This window comes from Bacillus glycinifermentans (assembly GCF_001042475.2).
Classification (GTDB): Bacteria; Bacillota; Bacilli; order Bacillales; family Bacillaceae; genus Bacillus; species Bacillus glycinifermentans.
The window spans coordinates 12,524-34,363 of sequence record NZ_LECW02000078.1; the positions used below are offsets into that span (position 1 = coordinate 12,524).

Below are 21,840 nucleotides of genomic sequence, written 5' to 3' on the forward strand. Positions count from 1 at the left end.
TTTTCCGATACGATGGACTCGAATGTGAAGGAAAGGACAGATGACACATGATACAGTGCAATTTTCATGAGGCTCCGTTTATCGTAATTTGGGAACTGACAAGAGCCTGTGAGCTGAAATGCCTCCACTGCCGGGCTTCGGCGCAACACTATCGCGACCCGAGGGAGCTTTCGCTTGAAGAAGGAAAAGCGTTAATCGATGAAATTTACTTGATGAACAATCCCATTTTAGTGCTGACCGGCGGTGATCCGCTTATGCGGGAAGACGTCTTTGACATCATTCAATACGCCGTCCAAAAAGGCGTCCGCATTTCCATGACGCCGAGCGCGACGCCAAATGTGACGAAGGAAGCCATCAAAACCGCCAAAGATGTCGGCTTATCCCGCTGGGCGTTCAGCTTAGACGGACCTAACCGCAAGATCCATGATCATTTTAGAGGAACAGACGGTTCTTTTGATTTAACGATGAAAGCGATTCGCTACATTCATGAATTCAATCTTCCGCTGCAGATCAATACCGTCATTTCAACGTATAACATCGATTATTTGGAGGAAATGGCAAAGCTGATTGAACAACTGAATTGTGTGCTGTGGAGCGTGTTTTTCCTTGTTCCGACCGGGCGTGCTAGGCGGGATGACATGATTTCAGCCGTACAACATGAAAAAGTATTTCTTTGGCTCAGCCGCTTAGCCAAGGAAGCACCGTTTGATATTAAAACAACGGCAGCCCAGCCCTACAGACGGGTTGTCATCCAGCAAAAAATGAGGGAGGCCAAAGACCCCGATGTTCAGATCCGCTATGAGGATGCGCTTCAAAAAGGCAAAATTGACGCGATCGGCGGATTAGGGCGTGCGCCTAAAGGCGTCAATGACGGAAACGGCTTTTTGTTTATCTCCCATATAGGCGATGTATATCCAAGCGGCCTATTGCCCGTAAAAGCCGGAAACGTCCGAAAGCTGCCGTTGTCAGAGATTTACCGGGAGTCGCCCGTTTTCAAAGAGTTGCGGAACCCCGACGGATATAAAGGCAAATGCGGCATCTGCGAATTCCGGCATGTCTGCGGCGGATCGCGTTCACGCGCCTATGCATTGACCGGCGATTATTTGGAAAGCGACCCGAGCTGCATCTATATTCCGAAGGCTTTGCGCTAGAAAATGTGACCTGGATCACAAAAACTTTGGTGCACTTGTATTATCGTTATATATGAGAATGATCATCAATTTCAAAGGATGTGATTCCTACTGAACAAGACATTGAATTTGAATGCTTCTGTCTACGAACTCTGCACATTGCATCCTGAGCTGAAAAGCTTGATGAAAGACATCGGTTTTGATCACATCGCAAAGCCTGGAATGCTTGAAACTGCCGGCCGCATCATGACGATCCCAAAGGGTGCCCGGCTGAAACAAATCGAATTGACAAACGTCTTGGATACATTAAGGGCACACGGTTTTGAACCTGTTTTTGGAGAGGAGACGAACAATGAGCGAAATCATTAACAACAGAGAAATTCAGCAAGACTTGTCAAATGAGAGAATGCAGCAGCTGAAAGACATCATCATCGCCCTTCATAAAGGAACGCCCTATGATGAAGTAAAAAAACGATTTCAGCAAGCTTTCGGCTCGGTCGATCCGGAGGAGATCGCCCATTTGGAACAGGCGTTAATGAAGGAAGAAGGCATCGCGCCTGAAGAGATCCAAAAGCTGTGTTCCGTTCATGCGGACGTTTTTAAAGGATCGATTGAACACACTCATAGGGCGGAGGCTGACAAGCAGCCGGGCCACCCGGTTCATACATTTATAAAGGAAAACAAAGAAATCGACCTTCTGCTGAATTTTAAAATTCAGCTTCATTTGGAACGATTCGAAAAAGAAGACAATGAAGAAAACATTTTCAAGCTGATCAGCGATTTAAACCTGCTGGCCGACGTTGACAAGCATTACAGCAGAAAGGAAAATCTGCTCTTCCCCTACCTTGAAAGGTACGGCATCACAGGCCCGAGTAAAGTGATGTGGGCGATTGATGACTTCATCCGCAAAAGCATCAAAGAGACAAAAGCGCTATTGGAAAACTATACGTCTGACAAAAAAGACGACATCATCCGCGAGCTCGGCTTTATCATAAAGGAAGCCACAGAGATGATCTATAAGGAAGAGAACATTCTGCTGCCGATGGCACTTCGGACATTGACTGAAGATGAATGGCTGAAAATAGCGGCCGAAAGCGATGACATCGGCTACTGCCTGACAGAGCCTGAATCCGTTTGGAAACCTGAACGCCATCAGCTCAATACAGTAAATGAAAAAGCCGGTGACGGATACGTCCGCCTCCCTACCGGCATCTTATCCGTTAAACAGCTTGAACAAATGTTGAATCATCTTCCCGTCGATCTGACGTTTATCGACGAACATGATGTTGTCCGTTATTTTTCCCACGGCAAAGAACGGATTTTCGCGAGGACAAAAGCGGTGATCGGCCGAACCGTGCAAAATTGCCACCCGCCGGCAAGCGTCCACATCGTCAACAAACTTCTCGACGATTTTAAATCGGGCAAAAAAGATGCAGAAGATTTTTGGATCAAATTCAAAGACAAATACGTTTACATCCGCTACTTTGCGGTCCGTGACGAAAACAGCAAATACGTAGGCACATTGGAATTCACCCAAAACATCGCCCCGATTCAAGACATTTCAGGAGAAAAAAGAATATTAAACCCGGAAAATTAAGATCGGTCCGCTTTCTTTTAAATAGAAAGCGGGCTTTTTTTCAGCTTCCCTCCTCCCCCTCTTCCTTTCACTTATTTTTTGTGACAACTTTGTGAAATGCATCAACCTTGTGACAAAGTTAACAAGGTGCCGTTCTTCCTCCGTATATAGTTGAGGTAGCACCACTGACTCAAGAGGAGTGAAACCGCAATGAAGAAAAAGAAAACAAGCCCAATTCTTAGGAGATTAAACTTTTTCTCTCCGATAGAGCATCATTCCGATAAACACAGCCAGACTTCTTATGAAGACCGGGACTGGGAAGATGTATACAGAAGAAGATGGCAGCACGACAAAGTGGTACGTTCGACCCATGGGGTCAATTGTACGGGGTCGTGCAGCTGGAATATTTACGTGAAAAACGGGATTGTCACCTGGGAGGGCCAACGCATTGACTATCCTTCAACAGGCCCTGATATGCCTGACTTTGAACCGCGCGGCTGTCCGCGGGGAGCCAGCTTTTCCTGGTACATTTACAGCCCGCTCCGCGTGAAATATCCGTATGTCAGAGGCGTGCTCATCAACATGTGGCGGGAAGCTCTAAGCGAGCATGACAATCCTTTGGATGCATGGAAATCGATCGTCGAAAATCCCGAAAAAGCAAAATCCTATAAACAGGCGCGGGGAAAAGGCGGATTTGTCCGGGCCGAATGGAGCGAAGTGCTCAAATTGATCTCGGCTTCCCTCCTTTATACCGTTATGAAATACGGACCTGACCGCAATGTCGGCTTCACGCCGATCCCAGCTATGTCAATGCTCAGCTATGCGGCAGGCTCCCGTTTTATGTCGATGATGGGCGGTCCGATGCTCAGTTTCTATGACTGGTATGCCGACCTCCCTCCTGCCTCTCCGCAAATTTGGGGAGATCAGACGGATGTGCCGGAAAGCAGCGACTGGTACAATTCCGGCTACATTATGACATGGGGGTCAAATGTCCCGTTGACAAGAACCCCTGATGCACACTTTTTAGCCGAAGCCCGCTACAAAGGTGCGAAGGTAATTTCCATCAGCCCAGATTATGCGGAATCGACAAAGTTTGCCGACGACTGGCTGAGCATTAAACAAGGAACGGACGGGGCGCTAGCGATGGCAATGGGACACGTCATTCTTCAAGAGTTTTACGTCAACAAAGAGACGGATCGCTTTATTGACTATGCAAAACAATATACGGATTTTCCGTTTTTGGTGACGTTAAATAAAGAAGGCGGACAATTCACGGCCGGCCGTTTTCTCCATGCGAAAGACATCGGCCGTATAACTGAACATGATGAATGGAAACCGGCCGTCTGGGATGAAGAAACAGACGATTTCGCTATTCCTCAAGGAACGATGGGCTCGCGCTGGGACGGCCAAGGAAAATGGAATTTGCGCATGATTGATGAAGAGACGGAAAAGCAGATTTCTCCGCGGCTTTCCATGCTCGGAAAAGAAGATATGATCGGCACGGTCAAAATTCCTTATTTCTCCCATGACGGGAACAGAGTGCTTGAAAGACCCCTTCCGATCAAAAAAATGAATTTGAACGGCGAGGAAGTCTTTGTCTCCACCGTGTTTGACCTGACGCTTGCAAACTACGGCGTCAACCGCGGGATCGGCGGAAATGCAGCCAAGTCGTTTGATGATCCAGAACCGTTTACACCGGCCTGGCAGGAACAGATCACTGGCGTCGAGCGCAGCCTGGTGGTCAAAATCGCAAGAGAATTCGCGCAAAACGCCATCGATACAGACGGCCGCTCAATGATTATCGTCGGCGCCGGAATTAACCACTGGTTCAATTCTGACACCATTTACAGAGCGGTATTGAATCTTGTTCTGCTTGTCGGTGCACAAGGGGTCAACGGCGGCGGCTGGGCCCACTATGTCGGCCAGGAAAAACTCCGCCCTGCCGAAGGATGGCAGACGATCGCCATGGCAAAAGACTGGGGCGGACCGGCGAAGCTGCAAAACGGCACTTCATTCTTCTATTTTGCCACTGACCAGTGGCGCTACGAAGATGAACCGATCACAGGCCTCGCCTCCCCGATCGTCAAATCGTCACGCTACAAGCACAATGCCGATTATAATGTGCTGGCGGCAAGGCTCGGATGGCTCCCGTCGTATCCGACATTCGAGAAAAACGGCATTCATTTATACGAGGAAGCGGTGCAATCAGGTGCCGAAAACGCCAAAGAAGTCGGAGCCTATATCGCCAAACAGCTTGAGGATAAAAAGCTCAAATTTGCGATTGAAGATCCTGACAATGAAAAGAATTTTCCGAGAAACCTTTTCGTTTGGAGAGCGAACTTAATTTCCAGCTCAGGCAAAGGTCACGAATATTTTCTGAAACATTTGCTCGGCACGACGAACGGGTTGATGAATGAAGATCATGACAGCGTCCGCCCGGATGAAATCACCTGGCGGGACGAAGCGCCTGAAGGCAAGCTTGACCTGTTGATCAATCTCGACTTCAGGATGGCCGGCACCGCCCTGTACTCTGACATCGTGCTGCCTGCGGCCACATGGTACGAAAAACACGATCTCAGCAGCACGGATATGCATCCGTTCATTCATCCGTTTAACCCGGCGATTTCGGCTCCATGGGAAGCAAAATCCGACTGGGACATCTTTAAAGCTTTGGCCAAAGCGGTTTCCGAATTAGCTGAGGAAGTCGACATGAAGCCGGTGAAGGAAGCTGTTGCAACTCCCCTCCTTCACGACACTCCTCAGGAAATGGCTCAGCCATTGGGGAAAATCAAAGACTGGAGCAAAGGAGAATGCGCGGCTGTTCCAGGTAAAACGATGCCGCAAATTCATGTCGTCGAACGCGATTATAAACAGATATTCAATAAAATGACGGCGCTCGGGCCGAATGTCGTCAAACAGCCTTACGGAACAAAAGGAATCAACTGGTCTGTCGAAGAGGAATACAACTCCCTTAAAAAAATACTCGGGGAAGTAACCGAGGATACCATTGCAAAAGGGTGCCCGATCATCAATGACGCAAAACAGGCTGCTGAAGCCGTATTGACCCTTTCGTCTACTTCAAATGGGAAAGTAGCCGTAAAAGCGTGGGAATCGCTTGAAAAAATTACGAATCTCGAATTGAAAGATTTAGCTGAAGAGCGGGAAGAAGAACGTTTTACTTTTGAGCAAATAACGGCTCAGCCAAAAACGGTGATCACCTCCCCTGCTTTCAGCGGATCTGAAAAAGGCGGCCGCCGCTACTCTCCATTTACGACAAATGTTGAAAAGCTGATCCCGTGGCGAACAGTGACTGGCAGACAGTCTTTTTATCTCGACCACGAAATGATCACAGAGTTCGGCGAAAACATGGCGACGTTTAAACCGATCCTCATCCATCGTCCGTTCTTGAACAAGCGCCCGGCGCAAGAAGGCAAAGAAATCGTTTTGAACTATTTAACGCCGCACAATAAATGGTCGGTTCACAGCATGTATTTTGACTCCCTGCCGATGCTTACCCTTTTCAGGGGCGGTCCGACGGTTTGGATGAATAAGGACGATGCGGCAGAAACCGATATTCAGGATAACGATTGGATCGAATGCTTCAACAGAAACGGAGTCGTCGTCGCCCGTGCCGTCGTTTCGCACCGCATCCCGAAAGGAATGGCGTTTATGCACCACGCCCAGGACAGACATATCAACGTACCTGGTACAAAACTGACGAACAACCGCGGCGGCACCCATAACAGCCCGACCCGCATCCACGTCAAACCGACGCAAATGATCGGCGGCTACGGACAGCTCAGTTACGGCTTCAACTACTACGGGCCAACAGGAAATCAGCGCGACCTCAATGTCGTGATCAGAAAATTGAAGGAGGTCGATTGGCTTGAAGATTAAAGCGCAAATCGGAATGGTCATGAACCTTGATAAATGCATCGGCTGCCACACATGCAGCGTTACATGCAAAAATACATGGACAAACCGTTCCGGTGCAGAATATATGTATTTCAACAATGTCGAAACAAAGCCTGGCATCGGCTACCCGAAACAATGGGAAAATCAAGATAAATATAAAGGCGGCTGGGAGCTTAAAAAAGGAAAGCTTCAGCTGAAATCGGGCGCAAAAGCAACAAGGCTGATGAATTTATTTTACAATCCGTATCAGCCGACGATTGACGATTACTATGAACCTTGGAACTATGATTATGAAACGCTGACAAACAGCCTTGAGAAAAAGCATCAGCCTGTCGCAAGACCGAAGTCTTCCATTACGGGAGACTTCATGAACCTCGAATGGGGCCCGAACTGGGAAGATGATCTCGCCGGCGGACATATCACAGGACTTGAAGACCCGAATGTTCAAAACATGGAAAAATCGATTAAAACAGAATTTGAAGATGTCTTTATGATGTATCTTCCGAGAATCTGCGAACACTGCATCAATCCGGCATGCGTCTCTTCCTGCCCGTCAGGCGCGATGTACAAACGCGAAGAAGACGGGATCGTCCTCGTCGATCAAAATGCATGCCGTTCCTGGAGACATTGTGTATCATCATGTCCTTATAAAAAAGTGTATTTTAATTGGCAGACGAACAAGGCGGAAAAATGCACACTATGCTTCCCCCGCTTAGAAGCCGGGCTGCCGACGATCTGTTCCGAGACTTGTGTCGGCAGAATCCGCTACCTCGGGGTCATGCTCTATGACGCTGACAAAGTCCAGGAAGCCGCATCAGCCGAAAATGAAAAAGACTTGTATCATTCACAGCTGGACGTTTTCCTTGATCCGAATGATCCCGCTGTCGCAGAAGAAGCGAAAGCCCAAGGCATTCCGGCGGAATGGATTGAAGCAGCGCAAAAATCGCCGATCTACAAAATGATCATCGATTGGAAGATCGCGCTGCCTTTGCATCCTGAATACCGGACATTGCCAATGGTATGGTACATCCCGCCGCTCAGCCCGATCATGAACATGTTTGAAGGAAAAGGAACGGCCCAATCGGCGGAAGATATTTTCCCTGCCATCGATCAAATGAGAATTCCGATTGAATACTTGGCGAATTTGCTGACAGCCGGAGATACGTCTCATATCAGAACCACATTAAAGAAAATGTCGGTCATGCGCATGTACATGAGGTCAACCCAGACAAATAAACCGATGAATTCTGACCTGATTGCATCTACGGGCTTGACAGAACAGCAGATTGAAGAAATGTACCGTCTGCTGGCGATCGCAAAGTACGACGACCGCTTCGTCATTCCAACCTCACATCGCGAAGAAGTGGCAGACCTATATATGGAACAAGGAAGCTGCGGATTGTCATTTGCCGGAGGCCCCGGCTCCTGCCAAAACATATAAAACGGGAGTGAAGCAAAAATGGATGCAACAGATAAACAGGCCGTTTTCGCCGCCCTCTCCTATCTTCTCACTTATCCTGATGAAGAATGGAGACAAGAACGCTCTGAATGGCAAAACCTCATCAGCGAAATTCAGCCTGAGCACCTGCAGGAGCGGCTGCTCGCATTTTTAAACGAAGCGGAAGCTTATTCTCCGGAGGAATTGATCGAAACGTATGTATACACGTTTGATTTCGGCAAAAAAACGAACCTTTATGTCACCTATTTCAACTCCGGTGAACAGCGTGAGCGCGGAATCGAGCTATTGCAGCTGAAAGATCTGTATCAGCAATCCGGATTTCAGCCGACGGACAAGGAACTTCCGGACTACCTCCCGCTCATGCTTGAATTTGCGGCCGTTGCCGAGCTTCATAAGGTCAAGGACATCTTTCAAAAATATATATCAAACCTGGAAGAGCTGAAATCGCAGCTTCTCGAAAACGGGAGCATCTATGCTCCGCTTTTGGACGGTTTATTGATCGCATTGGCGGAAATCGGCGTTAAAAGGACTGTAGAGCCATGATCGAACAAATACTTTGGGTCATTCTCCCCTACATCGTTCTGACGATTTTTATCGGGGGGCATATTTACCGCTATCACCATGACCAGTTTGGCTGGACAGCCAAATCGAGCGAAATGCTCGAAAAGAAAAAACTGGCCGTAGGAAGCAGCCTTTTTCACTGGGGAATCTTTTTTGTCATCGGCGGACACGTGATGGGAGTTTTAATACCGGAAAGCTTTTATGAAGCGCTCGGCATATTAGAGCACATGTACCATAAAATCGCCATCGGCTTTGGCCTGCCTGCCGGCATTGCCGCACTGTCGGGACTTATCATTCTCGCTTATCGGAGAACCGCCGATAAACGGATCCGGAAAACGAGCTCTGCCGGCGACCTGATCACCCTTGTCACTTTATTGTTTATGCTGGCGACGGGACTTGCGTCAACGTTTTTAAACATCGATTCAAAAGGCTTTGACTACCGTACAACAATCGGACCGTGGTTTCGGAATATCTTCTTGTTCAAACCTGATGCCTCGCTCATGGAAAGCGTGCCGCTCTGGTTTAAAATTCACATCGTCGTGGGCTACGCCGTTTTCATCGTCTGGCCGTTCACCCGGCTTGTGCACGTATTCAGCATGCCGCTCAAATATTTGACAAGAAGCTATGTCGTCTATCGAAAACGCGCCCCGCGCAAAAGCATTTGACATTCTCCCTAAAGCCGTTTCGGCTTTAGGGATTTTTTATCTCTTATTAAAATCCTTGATAGGCAAGCTCCCATTTTCCGGTCGCATCATATGATAAAAAAACAAACAGAAAGGAGCATTTTTGAATGTACCCATATTATGATATCGATATATATGATCCGTACCGCCAGCAATTCCCTCCAGGCCCGCCTCCGGGTGCGGGAGGACAGACTCAGCAGCAGTTTTTGCCCCCTCCCCCAAGCCAGTTTCCCCCGGACACCGGGGTTTCCGCTTTCGCCGTTGATCCTGGCGGAATTAGAAGATGCTTGTTCCGTTATACAGTCATCCGCTTAAGAAACGGAAGCCGCTTCTGGTTCTACCCTGTGTTTGTCGGCCGCCGCTCTATCGCGGGATACAGGTGGAGGCCGCGTCAATTCCGCTGGGTCTATTTCGGCATCGATTTGAATGAAATCACTTCTTTCAGCTGCCAATTTTAAAAGGAAAAAAGGCGCCATTTACAGCGGCGCCTTTTCTGCATTGGATGGACTGAAAATATAAAATACGGGTAATGAATATATGAAATAATAATACTTGTCAATAAATATAACTAAATGTCACAAAAAAATCATCTTTTCTTATATAATAAAATATGCTAAGATGATGAGAACAAAAGGGGGGATGGGATCTGATGAAAAAGTCGTTATTTCTGCAATTGTCTATGTTTTTCCTGGTCATTGCAAGCCTTCATTCGTTCTCCATGCCCCACCTGCCTGCGAGTCATCATGCACAAAAAGCGGCTGTTACAGGCGATGAGCTTCACGAACTGACAGTCGGCAAGCATGGTGAAGAAAAGGCTAAATCGTTATGGAATTCGCCCGGATTAAAAGAAGTATTCTTGCTCCTCTTGATCTTGGCTGCGGTTTCCGTCCGGGTTTACATCGTAAACCGGCTGAAAGAACATCTGAAGGCATTTATGCTCGCTGTTTTCTATCACTCTTCTTATTTCGGCAAAGCACATGTTTCAAAACCATAACCGCATATGAAAAAACAGGAGGTTTTAAACATGTTATTTATCATAAGAATGGTGATTATCGGTCTCTTTTCATTGACAGCTTTAAACTTGTTTGTATTTCAAGGAATTGAATTTATGCATGCGATTACCGATCTGTTTAATCGCCAGGACAGCTGAATAAAAAAGCACCCGCAAAAAGTTAGACAATACAATTTCATGAGGCAGTTTGAAAGGCATGAGTCCGATATTGTACCGGACTCATGCCTTTTCATTTGATCTTATTTCACGGGATGTTCAAAGCGCTCGCACGCTTTAATTGGTCCCGTAAAGCACGTTCCGTTAGTTCTCCATGTTTCCTGAAAAAAATGGCTCGTGCGAGAGCATTCATTGCTTCTCCTTTGTTTAAACCATGTAGAATACAGAGGCGCTTGGATGTAAGTCCAGGATAAAGATCGTCTTTTCTATTCGTCCCCTCTCTCTAGTGCCACGCTTACCTCCTCGTTTGCCGGAATTTTCTCGCATGTTATCGGGTACCCTTGTTAACGGTTCAGGCAGATTTGCTTGAGCGGAATTTCAATACACTCGGTATTTTCGTAGATAATTAAACCGACTTTCTAAAAGATCTAAATAGTCATAATCAAGTGGCCTCGATAGTTTTTCAGCTTCTTCTAATGTTTATAGTCGTAGCGACAATTTTTCTATTTTGCTGTCTGTACCCCTTTTAAAAAGTTGAACTTTTTTCAAAAAATCGCAACTTTTTTGTAAAATATCACATCTTTCTTACAAACGTCGCGACTTTATTTCATATCGACAAATATAAGATATAATATTCCTGTACCAGATAATACTAATTACATATAGAAAGAAGATGATGTTCATATGAGTAAAGTATCCGGAAAAATTGCCTTTGTTACTGGTGGCGGCCAAGGAATTGGTGAAGCAATCTGCAAACGCTTAGCAGAAGATGGATTCGCTGTTGCAGTTGCAGATTATAATGAAGAAACTGCAAAAAAAGTTGCTGAGGAAATTAACCAATCTAATGGTAAAGCAATTGCAGTTAAAGTAAATGTTGCGGATCGCGATGATGTTTTTAAAGCTGTCGATGAAACAGTAAAAAGTCTTGGCGGACTTGATGTGGTTATAAATAATGCAGGTCTTGGACCAACCACCCCTATCGAAAGCATTACTTATGAAGATTATCGAAAAGTTTATGATGTTAATGTCGGCGGTACTTATTGGGGAATACAAGCAGCTGTAAAAGCCTTCAAAGAACTTGGACACGGTGGAAAAATAATTAATGCTTCTTCTCAAGCCGGTCAAGTCGGCAACCCAGGCTTAGCAGTTTACGGTGGAACAAAGTTCGCTGTTCGCGGTATTACCCAAACTGCAGCAAAAGACCTGGCTGAATTGGGCATTACTGTAAACGCCTTTTGTCCGGGCATCGTTAAAACCCCTATGATGATGGATATTGCACAGCAAACCGCTGATGAAGCAGGCAAACCGTTTGAATGGGGACTGGAGCAATTCTCTAAAAATATTGCATTAAAACGCTTATCCGAGCCAGAAGATGTAGCAGCATGCGTTTCCTACCTTGCAGGACCAGATTCAGATTATATGACTGGTCAAGCTCTTATCATTGATGGTGGAATGGTATTTAATTAAGTTTAAAATAATTCAAAGATCACAGTTTGTTTCACAACTTGAACGTATAAGCTGAACGAACTTCTTTCAAATATGGAGGGCGGAGTTTTCCGCCTCCATATCATGTTCACGATTTGTATAATGATGAATATAAAGTGTCTTTTCTTTTGAAACCCCTGTTTCAAAATGCACTAGTGCGGAGATTTCCCCTGCCATATCCACTCCCAACCTCATAGATTTATTTACGCGCTTTTTCCCTTCGATTGTCTATTTTCTCCACTTCTCTCAATTTCCTCTAAACTACGACCTCGAGTTTCAGGGACGCGTGTCCGGATAAATACAACTCCTAATAAACAAATAACACCGAAGATTGCAAACACAGCTTCTTGAGACATCGAAGCGGTCATAATAGGAAACAGCAATCCAACCAAGAAAGAACCAATCCAGTTAAATGATGAAGCTAATCCGGACGCACGCCCGCGAATTGCCAGCGGGAAAATTTCTCCAACGATGACCCAAGTTAAAGGAGCCCACGTGAATGAATAAAGTGCTACATAGATACTTAAAAAGACAACCATCATCATCGGATTTGCATTAGGAATTAATATATTCAATATTGCCGGCAAAATAAAGGATAGCCCCATAATTGTTCCGCCTACTGTTAATAAAGTACGGCGATTAAATTTATCAGCAATTATTAAGAATATTAATGAACCCAGTACGAGAATAACTCCTTGAATAATTGGCCACATCAACGCTGAACTAGCTGCATTTCCTGTTGCTTTTTCTACAATCAAAGGAATGTAATAAAAAATTGCGTTTGCACCCTGGAATTGTTGAAAAGCAGCAACACCCACACCGGCAATTAATAAAAAACGATATTTATTGCTTAAGAGTGTAGCCCATGATGCTTTTTGATTTGCCTTCGTTTCCTCTCTGGCAGTTTCTTTAATTTGTGTTATTTCGGAATCAATCTCTTCTTTGTTAGAGCGAATATAGCTCAATACCTTACGAGCTTCATCGAGTTTATTGTTCTTTATTAAAAAACGTGGTGATTCGGGTAACTTTAACATTCCGACATATAAGATCAAAGCAGGTACGGCAGCCAAACCAAGCATCAAACGCCATGCCATTGTTTCCGGCAAATCTTTCAATAGAAAATCAACAATGTAAGAAAGCAGCATTCCACAACAAATCATTGTTTGATTAATTCCTGACAGCCGTCCACGTAAACGTGCAGGCGCCATTTCCGACATATAGGCCGGGACCAATGCAGAAGCAGCACCGACGGCCAATCCCAATAAAACCCGAGAAACAATCAAAAATAGTATCCCATTATGAGGTGCTATTCCTGACAAAATGGATCCAACAACAAAAATGATAGCGGAAATTAAAATCATTTTGCGCCGTCCCAAACGATCAGAAAGTTGTCCGGCCAGGGCGCCTCCAAAAATAGCTCCTAACATCACCGAAGAGGTAATCCAGCCAATAACCCCGGCGTTGTCCTGAAGGTTCCAATCATGTTGCAGAAAAGGCAAAGCACCCGTCATAACGCCGATATCATAACCGAAAAGAATGCCGGCAAAAGCCCCAAAAAAATAAATGAAGCCGCTCGAGATTTTCTTTTCATTAACCATTAAAGTTCCCTCCTTAAGGTTGAAATTATATTGTGTAAAAATCCCACCACTAAAACTATTGATAGCTTTTAAGAAATAAGAAAAGCGTTTTCAAACTTCGAATACTCTCTAAATCTAGTAGTTTTATTCGGCTATTATGAAACGCTTTCAATTCTTCCGGAACATTACGATAACGCTTACAAAACCATGAATATTTTGATAATGGTTCCCGGTTCATTCTTCAACTTCTGATATACCTATTTTTTCACCTCCAAGGAAGCAGAACCTCCTCGGAGGTTAAAGGCATTACTTAATCACTACATATTCCAGGTCAACGAGCTTTGCATAAGTGATCATTTGGTCTGTTGTTAAATTCAATGAAACAACTGTATGGTGACCGCCGCCATTCTCAAGCCATGCTTTCACTCCATCCTGGAAGTTCGGCTTCACTTCCCAAAGTACCCGTGCCACTGGAAGGTTTGGTGCCGGAACAGTTGGTTCAAATGCAGAAACTTCGTTAATCAACAGTTTGTAATGCGTACCAAAGTCTGCCATTGAAACAACCACACCATCTCCTGCTTTTCCGTCGAACACTAAGCGTGCTGGGTCTTCACGATCACCAATACCTAATGGAGATACGATAATTTTTGGTTTGTTGCTTGCTAAAGATGGGTCAACTTCAAGCATATGTGATTGAAGGATTGATTCTTGACCAGCAGCTAATTCATATGTGTAGTCTTCCATAAAGCCAGTTGATTGGTTACGGCTCATCACTTTGAGTAAGCGATCGAGCGCTGCAGTTTTCCAATCTCCTTCACCAGCAAAGCCATATCCTTGCGCCATCAGCCGTTGAACGGCAAGACCCGGAAGTTGTTTCATCCCATATAAATCTTCAAAGTTAGTTGTGAAGGCATTGTAACCACCATCATCCAGGAAACGTTTAATGGCGATTTCATAGCTCGCTTGTACTTTTACGCTCTTCTCCCAATCTTCCTGACTGTAAGTACCATAATCAAATTCATAAAGGTCTGCGTATTCTGCAAACAAATCATTCATTTCTTCATCGGTAACCGCTTTCACGTATTGAACAAGATCACCAATACCAAAGTAATCAACTGTCCAGCCAAATTGAATTTGCGCTTCAACCTTATCCCCTTCGGTAACAGCAACGTTACGCATGTTGTCGCCAAATCGAGCGACCTTGATGTTGAAGCTTTCGTTATAAGCAACCGCTACGTCCATCCATTCTGCAATTTGCTGTTGCACTTCAGGGCGCTCCCAATAACCTACGACAACTTTATTTTGTTTTTTCAAGCGGGCATTGATAAAACCATATTCACGGTCACCATGAGCAGATTGGTTTAGGTTCATAAAGTCCATGTCAATCGTTGTCCATGGGATACTTTCATTAAATTGTGTCGCTAAATGAAGTAATGGTTTTTGTAATAATTTTGTTCCGCGAATCCACATTTTTGCAGGTGAGAAAGTATGCATCCAAGTGATAACACCGGCTACTTCGTCACGATAGTTTACTTCTTTCATGATGCTTGTGATTTTATCTGCACTAACAGCTAAATCTTGCAATACAAGCGGGTATGGTAAAACAGCGCTTTCATTTAATGCATCGGTCATAGCTTGTGCGTGTGCTCTGACTTCTGCTAACGCTTCTTCCCCATAAAGATGTTGTGAACCTACGACAAACCAAAATTCTTTTTTCCCTGTTGTTAACATCATAACCCTCTTTTCTTAAATTAATAGGATAATTGATAGTTTGATAGAATTGATATTACTTTTGACCATAATAAGCATTTTTACCGTGTTTTCGTAAATAATGTTTATCTAAAATACGTTGTGGTAATTCTTTTGCAAAAAGATTTAATTCTCGTGTAAATAAATTCATTTTCGCAACTTCGTCCAACACCACACTATTCAATACTGCTGATTTTACATCTTTGCCCCAAGTAAATGGACCATGACCATGAAGTAAGACACCAGGAACAGCTAAAATATCTAACCCGCGCTCTTCAAATGTTTCGATGATTACATTACCTGTTTCTACTTCGTAACCACGATCAATCTCCTCTTGTGTCAAGTAACGGGCACATGGTACGGAACCATAGAATGTGTCTGCATGAGTGGTCCCCATCGCTGGAACATCAAGGCCTGCTTGAGCCCAGATTGTCGCCCAAGTTGAATGAGTGTGTACAATTCCTCCGATTTCAGGGTAATGCTTATAAAGTACTGCGTGAGTCGCTGTATCTGATGAAGGCCTCAACTCTCCTTCAACAACATTGCCATCTAAATCAACAACCACCATATCACTAGCTTTCATCGTTTCATAATCAACCCCACTAGGTTTGATAACGAATAAACCAGTTTCACGGTCAATGGCACTTGCATTTCCCCATGTGTATTTCACGAGTCCATATTTAGGCAAGTCCAAATTTGCTTGAAATACTTCTTCTTTCAGTTGTTCTAACACGTCAATCCCCCCATCTTTCCACTCATAAAATCAAATGATCTACAGCGGCCTGCTCAATCATTAAACCTTTTTTGTACCGTTCGATAAATGCTTCAAATCCTTCAACATCTAATTGATCAGGGTAAATTTCTTGCCCATCAGCCTCTTGAAAGACTTTTTTGTCGAGGAAGTCTTCTAAGCTTTCTTCTTGATCTTTGTTCATCATGTAAGAAGCAAGAATAGCCATTCCCCACGCACCGCCTTCTCCGGCTGTTGCCATAACTGATACTGGCGTATTCATTGCAGCTGCAACAATTTTTTGTCCAACAAGAGGGGTTTTGAATAAACCACCGTGAGCTAAAATGCTGTCAATTGCAACATTTTCTTCCTTTGTCAAAATATCCATTCCGACTTTCAAAGCGCTAAAAGCTGCAAAAAGGTGTGTCCGCATGAAGTTTGCTAAATTGAAATGACTCTCTGGTGACCGGACAAATAATGGCCGGCCTTTTTCTAACCCTGTAATATTTTCACCAGATAAATAACCGTAGCTTAGTAAACCACCGCCATCTGAATCGGCTTCCAAAGCTTTATTTAACATCACTTCGAATAATTTATTCGTTTCAACCTTTTGTCCCATTGCCTCAAAAAATTCACGGAACAACCCTAGCCAAGCATTAATATCACTTGAGCAGTTATTCGCATGAACCATTCCAACTGGACTGCCGTTTGGTGTTGTTACCAAATCAATTTCCGGATATACTTTTGAAAGTTCTTTCTCTAATACAATCATGGCAAAAACTGAAGTTCCTACTGAGATGTTTCCAGTGCGTTTCCTCACACTATTCGTAGCAACCATTCCTGTTCCAGCATCGCCTTCTGGTGGACAAATCGGAATGCCTGGTTGTAAATTATTTGATTGATCCAGAATTTTTGCACCAATTTCGGTTAATTCACCTGCTTGCTCGCCTGCAATATAAACTTCAGGAAGAATATCGATTAACTTCCAAGGATAGCCTTTGGTCGAAATCAGTTCATCAAACTGCTTGACCATCGATTCATTGTAATTTTGCGTTGATTCATCAATTGGGAACATGCCTGAAGCATCTCCAATGCCAATTGCTTTATTACCAGTCAGTAACCAGTGAATGTACCCGGCTAAAGTGGTGATATAATCAATGCGAGGCAAATGCTTCTCTTCATTTAATATTGCTTGATACAGGTGAGCAATACTCCACCGTTCAGGGATATTGAATTGAAATTTATCAGTTAATTCTTTTGCTGCAGCACTGGTTGTTGAGTTACGCCAAGTTCGAAACGGAACAAGCAGCTCCCCTGTGTTGTCAAAAGCCATATACCCATGCATCATTGCAGAAAATCCAATAGAACCGATTTTGCGAATGGTGATACCATAATTTCGTTCAACTTCTTTCTTCATTTCACTGTAAGCTGTTTGCAATCCAGTGATAATATCCACTAAGTTGTACGTCCAAAATCCATCTTCCAAGAGGTTTTCCCATTCATAACTTCCAGATGCGATTGTTTCAAAACTACTATCAATCAACACTGCTTTAATACGTGTGGATCCGAATTCGATTCCAAGTGATGTTTCTCCCTCAGTTATCGCCTGTTTGACGTTTACTCGATTCGTTTTCACGTTACTCCCCCTCTCTGATAGCGATTTCAATATTAATCGAAGAAGGCGCTTTCTTTTTCGCTTAACTGTATGAACAACCTCAGTATATTTTTTGTACGTACATTTGTCAATCACTAATATGATATGTTCATATAAATATCACAACGATAATTCTGTTATTTTTCTCTTAATGTTTATAATAAAAGGTATTTTCATAACATAAAATTATAATTGCTTGTAAATTTTCACGAAAATAAGGTGGAATCTTTTCATTCATTGAAAGCCATGATAAAATATGTCCACACAAATAATTTAATTTAAAAAATTAGAATGCGAACAACTATGAAAGAAGTGAGTTAAATGAAGCCAAAGTATAAGGTCATCATTGATGATATAAAAAGTAAAATTCTTTCAGGTTTTTACAGCGTAGGAGAACAAATCCCTACAGAATCCGCCATACAAGAAGAGTACAAAGTTAGCCGGCACACTGTTCGAAAGGCCATTTTAGAACTATCGAACGAGGGATTCTTAAGAAGTGAAAAAGGGTCTGGCACTTATGTTAGTAACCAGTATCAATCAAAATCTGGCGGGAATTCCAATAATAAAACAATCGGTGTAATCACGACCTACATTTCTGATTACATTTTCCCCTCAATTATTCGTGGAATTGAAGGGAGATTGAATGAAGCTAATTATTCGTTACTATTAGCTAGTACAAATAATGATGTCGAACAAGAAAAAAAAGCTTTGGAAATGATGTTGTCATTTGGCGTAGATGGTTTGATTGTTGAACCTACGAAAAGCAATCTATACAATCCCAATATCGCTTACTACCTATCGTTCAAGGAACAGGATATTCCTTTCATCATGATCAATGCTTATTATGAAGAATTAGATGTTCCTTTTCTTTGTCTCGATGACGTGCAGTCCAGCTATCTCGCAACAAAAGAATTAATATCAAAAGGACATACACAAATTGGACTCATTTCAAAAGAGGATGATTTACAAGGAAAGTATCGAATGAAGGGGTATATAAAAGCGCTTGGTGAAGCCAAATTACGATTTCAACCAGAGCATGTGCTGTCGTACAATACAGAGACGAAGCTGGACCTATACACAAACCTGAAGAAGTTCCTAAATGAAAATAGAGACGCGTTGACTGCAATTGTTTGCTATAACGACGAAGTAGGGTTGGAAGTAGCAAATGTATGCAGACAACTTAATATTTCTATTCCAGACAAATTATCAATTATTGGTCAGGACAATTCGTATATTGCCAAAAATGCGAATATCAAACTAACAACATTGACACATCCTCAAGAACAAATGGGACGCGATGCAGCTGATTGGGTCATTAAGAAGTTGCAGGGGAAGAAGGATTTACCAAACGAAACGTATTATCAACCGGTGTTAATTGAAGGCGAAACCGTAATAGATTTAGAAGTATAATAATCTTGGTGTGATCAAAGAAAACCCAGTCCATCTTTATTCAAGGCGTGAACATGGACTGGGTTGTTTTACTTTGTTATCAATTAAGCAGAGAGAACTTTAATGTATTAGACGCTAACTCATCACCAAAAAGAAGCCAAACTATCTAATTTCGGATCCGAAAAACGGGCGAAATCCAACCGATAAAGGTTTATTTGGCATGCTCTTTTTTTGTAGCTTCATCATTACCTTGCAGAAATGGCTCTATTCTAAGTATTCACTGATGTTAGCTTGTTAGGCATGTGGTGATACCCCTAACAATTGGGGTGCAGGTCGATTTCACTCCTGTTCATGTTTGCTAAGCCATACATCCGTTACTTCCCCGGCCTCATCTTCATCTATAATAAATGATCCGTTGCTGTACCGGTCATGCAGCTTGATCTCTTTGACAAGCCTCTCCTCTGTGATGCCTTTTTCGGTTTGAAGCGCGATTTGATCATGATATGAACATGCGAGCAGCCCGGCGATGCGGTGAGGCTTTTTCTTCAGCTCTCTCAGCATGAGAACGCCGCGTTTGGACCGTGACGTTTTTTCAAATTCGGTACGGTTCATTCGCTTGACAGAGCCGCGCTGCGTCACAAGGACAAGCACATCTGATTCCTCTAAAATCTGTCCTGATGCGACAAAATCGCCGTCCTTTAAGTTCACGCCTTTCACGCCGGCCGCCCTGGCGCCGACGACGCTGATTTCTTCCTCTGCAAACCATAGGCCGTAGCCTGTGCGGGTGGCGATGAATACGTCTTTCGTGCCATCTGTTACATGGACATCCACCACTTCGTCATCGCCTTTTAAATTGAGCGCGACCAAAGCTTTTGAATAACGCTGCGCTTTATATTGAAGAAGCTGCGTTTTTTTCGTCATTCCGTTTTTCGTGAAAAACAGGAGGTATTCCGACTCTGTAAATTCCTTGACAGGTATCGCTTTTACGATCGATTCATCATTGTCAATTGAAATGATATTCGTAATGTGCTGGCCCAAGTCCTTCCATCTGATGTCCGGTAGCTGGTGGACAGGACAGTAGACATAGCTTCCTTTGTTCGTAAACAGCAACAGCACGTCTGTCGTGTTCATTTCCAATAGACAGAGCAGGCGGTCCGTATCCTTCATGCCGAAATCCTGGCCGTTTGAAGCAGCAAACGATCTCTGGCTTGTTCGTTTGATATAGCCGTCCTTCGTCACCGTCACATACACATCTTCCGCCGCTACCATGACTTCAAGATTAATTTTAATCTCTTCGATTTTTTCTTCGATCACTGACCGTCTTTCGCCCGCATAGGCTTTTTTCAGCTTTTTCAGATTGTCCTTGATGACCTTCATCAGTTTTTTATCATTGGAGAGAATCGCTTCAAGCTCTCTTATTTTTTGGTCAAGCTCTTTTGCCTCTTCTTGTAAAGCCGTAATATCTGTATTCGTTAATCTGTAGAGCTGCAATGAAACGATCGCTTCAGCCTGCGGCTCCGTAAAGGCGAATTTGGCGATCAGGTTGTTTTTGGCATCCCGCTTATCGTTTGATGAGCGGATCGTTGAAATGACTTCATCCAGGATGGACAGAGCTTTCATCAGCCCTTCTACAATATGATGCCGTTCCTTCGCTTTTTTAAGCTCATACTGCGAACGATTGGTGATGACTTCTTTTTGATGCCCGATATAGGCATCAAGAATCGAGGTCAGATTCATCAGCATCGGCCTTCTGTTATGAATGGCCACCATGTTGAAGTTATACGGGACTTGCAAATCGGTGTTTTTGTATAAGAAATTTAAGATGCCCTGCGCATCCGCTTCTTTTTTCAGCTCGATGACGATCCTTAGGCCTGTTCGGTCCGTCTCGTCGCGGACTTCTGAAATCCCTTCTACCTTCCGATCAATCCTGAATTCATCCATTTTTTTCACTAAGTTTGCTTTGTTGACTTCAAACGGAATTTCGGTAATCACGATTTGCTGACGTCCGCCTCTGATCGTTTCAATCTCGGCTTTTCCCCTGATAATGATTTTTCCTTTTCCGGTTTCATAAGCTTTTTTGATGCCTTCTTTTCCCTGGATGATTCCGCCTGTCGGAAAATCGGGGCCTTTTACGAACTCCATAAGGTCGTCAACACTGCAGTTCGGTGAATCGATCCGCTTAATAACGGCATCGATGACTTCTCCGAGGTGATGCGGCGGAATGTCTGTCGCATACCCGGCTGAAATTCCGGTCGATCCGTTCACGAGCAGATTCGGGAACATCGCCGGAAGGACGACGGGCTCCTTGCTCGTATCATCAAAGTTTGGGACGAATTCGACCGTATCCTTGTCGATATCGCGCAATAGCTCCGCCGCGATCGGCGCGAGCCGTGCTTCCGTATACCGCATCGCAGCCGGAGGGTCTCCGTCGATGCTTCCGTTGTTACCGTGCATTTCAATCAACACGTTTCGGACCTTCCAGTCCTGGCTCATCCTGACCATCGCTTCATAGACGGAGCTGTCCCCGTGTGGATGGTAGTTCCCGATGACATTACCGACCGTTTTGGCTGCTTTGCGGAAATTTTTATCGTGCGTGTTTCCTTCGGCATGCATGGCATACAAAATCCGCCTCTGCACCGGTTTCAGTCCGTCACGCGCATCGGGCAGGGCCCGGTCCTGAATGATATATTTACTGTATCGGCCGAAACGGTCGCCGATCACGTCTTCCAATGGTAAATCATGAAATACTTCTGGCTGTGCCATC

At 44.2% G+C, this 21,840-nt stretch carries 17 protein-coding genes and 1 pseudogene; 12 read left to right on the forward strand and 6 right to left on the reverse strand.

Annotated features, from left to right (window positions below; translation table 11 throughout):
• The first annotated feature begins 47 nt into the window (after positions 1-47).
• The 10 genes from AB447_RS24025 to AB447_RS27340 all read left to right on the forward strand — a co-directional run bounded on the left by AB447_RS24025 (position 48) and on the right by AB447_RS27340 (position 10,474).
• Positions 48-1,151, forward strand: a complete 1,104-nt coding sequence (locus AB447_RS24025; RefSeq protein WP_048354703.1) for a TIGR04053 family radical SAM/SPASM domain-containing protein — start codon at positions 48-50, stop codon at positions 1,149-1,151.
• Positions 1,152-1,259: 108 nt separating this feature from the next.
• Positions 1,260-1,499 carry a DUF1858 domain-containing protein gene (locus AB447_RS24030; RefSeq protein WP_411801399.1) on the forward strand — a complete coding sequence of 80 codons (240 nt, stop codon included), beginning with the start codon at positions 1,260-1,262 and terminating at the stop codon, positions 1,497-1,499.
• Positions 1,483-2,727 (forward strand): DUF438 domain-containing protein, encoded by a 1,245-nt coding sequence (locus tag AB447_RS24035; RefSeq protein WP_048354701.1) that lies wholly within the window; start codon positions 1,483-1,485, stop codon positions 2,725-2,727. The genes AB447_RS24030 and AB447_RS24035 overlap by 17 nt, the downstream gene beginning before the upstream one ends.
• 189 nt (positions 2,728-2,916) lie before the next feature.
• The gene (locus tag AB447_RS24040; RefSeq protein ID WP_048354700.1) at positions 2,917-6,603 is read left to right on the forward strand and encodes a nitrate reductase subunit alpha; all 3,687 of its coding nucleotides are present in this window, start codon (positions 2,917-2,919) and stop codon (positions 6,601-6,603) included.
• Positions 6,593-8,062, forward strand: a complete 1,470-nt coding sequence (narH, locus tag AB447_RS24045; RefSeq protein ID WP_048354699.1) for a nitrate reductase subunit beta — start codon at positions 6,593-6,595, stop codon at positions 8,060-8,062. The genes AB447_RS24040 and narH overlap by 11 nt, the downstream gene beginning before the upstream one ends.
• An 18-nt stretch (positions 8,063-8,080) precedes the next feature.
• Positions 8,081-8,623, forward strand: coding sequence for a nitrate reductase molybdenum cofactor assembly chaperone (gene narJ / locus AB447_RS24050; RefSeq protein WP_048354698.1), 543 nt, complete (start codon positions 8,081-8,083; stop codon positions 8,621-8,623).
• Positions 8,620-9,306 (forward strand): respiratory nitrate reductase subunit gamma, encoded by a 687-nt coding sequence (gene narI / locus AB447_RS24055; RefSeq protein ID WP_048354697.1) that lies wholly within the window; start codon positions 8,620-8,622, stop codon positions 9,304-9,306. The genes narJ and narI overlap by 4 nt, the downstream gene beginning before the upstream one ends.
• Before the next feature lie 125 nt (positions 9,307-9,431).
• Complete coding sequence (locus AB447_RS24060; protein ID WP_048354696.1) at positions 9,432-9,782, forward strand: hypothetical protein; 351 nt, start codon at positions 9,432-9,434, stop codon at positions 9,780-9,782.
• Between the two features lie 191 nt (positions 9,783-9,973).
• Positions 9,974-10,318: a hypothetical protein gene (locus AB447_RS24065; RefSeq protein WP_048354695.1), complete on the forward strand. Its 345-nt coding sequence runs from the start codon at positions 9,974-9,976 to the stop codon at positions 10,316-10,318.
• Between the two features lie 30 nt (positions 10,319-10,348).
• Entirely contained in the window at positions 10,349-10,474 is a 126-nt protein-coding gene (locus AB447_RS27340; protein ID WP_256860391.1) for a hypothetical protein, read from the forward strand.
• Between the two features lie 112 nt (positions 10,475-10,586).
• Here the strand turns inward: AB447_RS27340 and AB447_RS27590 are convergent.
• Positions 10,587-10,777, reverse strand: a pseudogene (locus tag AB447_RS27590) (Tn3 family transposase); the annotation flags it as partial.
• Positions 10,778-11,176: 399 nt separating this feature from the next.
• Here AB447_RS27590 and AB447_RS24070 point away from each other — a divergent pair.
• The gene (locus tag AB447_RS24070; protein WP_046132357.1) at positions 11,177-11,959 is read left to right on the forward strand and encodes a (S)-acetoin forming diacetyl reductase; all 783 of its coding nucleotides are present in this window, start codon (positions 11,177-11,179) and stop codon (positions 11,957-11,959) included.
• A gap of 221 nt (positions 11,960-12,180) precedes the next feature.
• Here AB447_RS24070 and AB447_RS24075 read toward each other — a convergent pair whose 3' ends face one another.
• The 4 genes from AB447_RS24075 to AB447_RS24090 form a co-directional block, all read right to left on the reverse strand.
• A complete protein-coding gene (locus AB447_RS24075) occupies positions 12,181-13,575 on the reverse strand; it encodes a sugar porter family MFS transporter (RefSeq protein ID WP_048354694.1) in 1,395 nt (464 codons plus the stop codon).
• 285 nt (positions 13,576-13,860) lie between these two features.
• Positions 13,861-15,285, reverse strand: coding sequence for an L-arabinose isomerase (araA, locus tag AB447_RS24080; protein WP_048354693.1), 1,425 nt, complete (start codon positions 15,283-15,285; stop codon positions 13,861-13,863).
• 55 nt (positions 15,286-15,340) lie between these two features.
• Positions 15,341-16,036 (reverse strand): L-ribulose-5-phosphate 4-epimerase, encoded by a 696-nt coding sequence (locus tag AB447_RS24085; protein ID WP_048354692.1) that lies wholly within the window; start codon positions 16,034-16,036, stop codon positions 15,341-15,343.
• Between the two features lie 22 nt (positions 16,037-16,058).
• Positions 16,059-17,669 (reverse strand): xylulokinase, encoded by a 1,611-nt coding sequence (locus tag AB447_RS24090; protein WP_048405973.1) that lies wholly within the window; start codon positions 17,667-17,669, stop codon positions 16,059-16,061.
• A 339-nt stretch (positions 17,670-18,008) separates the two neighbouring features.
• Here AB447_RS24090 and AB447_RS24095 point away from each other — a divergent pair, with 339 nt between their 5' ends.
• The gene (locus AB447_RS24095) at positions 18,009-19,097 is read left to right on the forward strand and encodes a GntR family transcriptional regulator (RefSeq protein WP_057957788.1); all 1,089 of its coding nucleotides are present in this window, start codon (positions 18,009-18,011) and stop codon (positions 19,095-19,097) included.
• 318 nt (positions 19,098-19,415) lie between these two features.
• On the opposite strand, the gene parC is transcribed toward AB447_RS24095, so the two are convergent.
• A complete protein-coding gene (gene parC / locus AB447_RS24100; protein WP_048355566.1) occupies positions 19,416-21,839 on the reverse strand; it encodes a DNA topoisomerase IV subunit A in 2,424 nt (807 codons plus the stop codon).
• Between the last annotated feature and the right edge of the window lies 1 nt (position 21,840).